Raw genomic sequence first — 1,315 nt, 5'->3', positions numbered from 1 at the left:
CCTATAGGCGGATGCAATGACTGGTTGCAGCAACAGGTTTTGTCAGCACGCTGCGCCGCTGTGCAGCTTAAAGTAAGGCAGCAGCAGGTCTTCCATGCTGTAGAAGCCCTTCGGCTTGCCCTTAAGATTCTCGACAGCGAAGAGAACGCCGTTGCCGAACGCCTCGCGGGTGATGGATTCATGCTTCAGCCGGACAGTCTGATAGGGAAAACCGAACAGTATCTCGTGAACACCGATGATGCCGCCTGCCCGGACTGATTTGATCTCCGCCTCCTCCATGCCCAGCGTCCGGGCAATGATCTTGGCGGTGCCTGACACTTCCTTTTTCTGCTTGAAGTGCTCCTCCACGATCTCAACATCAGTGTGTGGGGCTATGGTTTGCAGTATCTTTGCTGCAAGGAGCAGAAAGTTGATGCCGACCGTGATATTGGGCGAGTGCATCACCACTGTCCGCTTGGACAATTTATGCAGCCGCCGCAGCGTCGCTTTGGGGTAATTTGAGATTGCGCTGACAATCGCCACGCCGCAGTCTGCCGCCGCATCGCCGTAATAGTCTATTCCTTCATCAGAAGAGAAGTCAATCACCGCATCAACCGGAAATTTGCTGAACAGTTCCGCTGCGGAGAACTCTTCTTTGGAATAAATTTGGCCTGGCTCGTCAGATTCAACACCGAAGAATTCAGGAACTGAGCGGTGTTCCAGCCGTCTGGAGCGGCGCACCACCCATTGCAGTTTGGTTTGTTTGGATTCAAGCAGCACTGAAGCAACCGCTTTGCCTGTTTTTCCAAAACCGATAATGCCAACTTTCATTCCTGTTCCTCCTTGAGCAGCAGGTTGTATCAAAAAAAGCAGAGGCGGAAAGGAAAGTCCGCTCCTGCGCTGTCTTCATGCGGATGCCGTGTCTGTTTCAGCTCCTTTGTGCTTGAAGAAATTGTTCTGCATATACGTTCAACCGATGTTCAGAGTGGTTGAACGTATCCGCTGGTATGGTTCAATGGCTATCTGGGGCCGTTCATCGGCTCCGAAGAGCGGTTCAACGTGCCTTGGGATACGTTTTTCCTATCGCCGGATACGTTCTACGCATCCATGAATACGAATGACGGATTGTAAGGGCGGTTCGCGAACCGCCCTTACGGGTTCTGCCACATGCTGATTTCTCAAACCGCCCTCAAACATCCCAAAAGCGTCTCCGGGGCAATGTCAATATTGCCCCGCCAGACGACCGTGCTGTTTTCCACTCATGGCCTTCATGAACAGCGGCAGATTCTTCAGCTTCAAATCAGCAAGCTGCGGTCTTCCTGCGGCGCAACGCTGA

Annotated in this window: 1 protein-coding gene; it reads right to left on the bottom strand. The window is 52.7% G+C overall.

From position 1 onward, the window contains the following. Window positions 1-42: 42 nt before the first annotated feature. Window positions 43-810 carry a 4-hydroxy-tetrahydrodipicolinate reductase gene (locus ACNKID_RS06510; RefSeq protein ID WP_417912626.1) on the bottom strand — a complete coding sequence of 256 codons (768 nt, stop codon included), beginning with the start codon at window positions 808-810 and terminating at the stop codon, window positions 43-45. Between the last annotated feature and the right edge of the window lie 505 nt (window positions 811-1,315).

This window comes from Candidatus Electronema sp. TJ (genome assembly GCF_048287355.1).
Lineage (GTDB): Bacteria > Desulfobacterota > Desulfobulbia > Desulfobulbales > Desulfobulbaceae > Electronema.
This window is presented reverse-complemented; position numbering and strand designations above follow the sequence as displayed.

What these genes read in the sequence shown, in the direction of transcription:
- ACNKID_RS06510 (WP_417912626.1), bottom strand. Translation starts at nt 810, where the DNA reads ATGAAAGTTGGCATTATCGGTTTTGGAAAAACAGGCAAAGCGGTTGCT.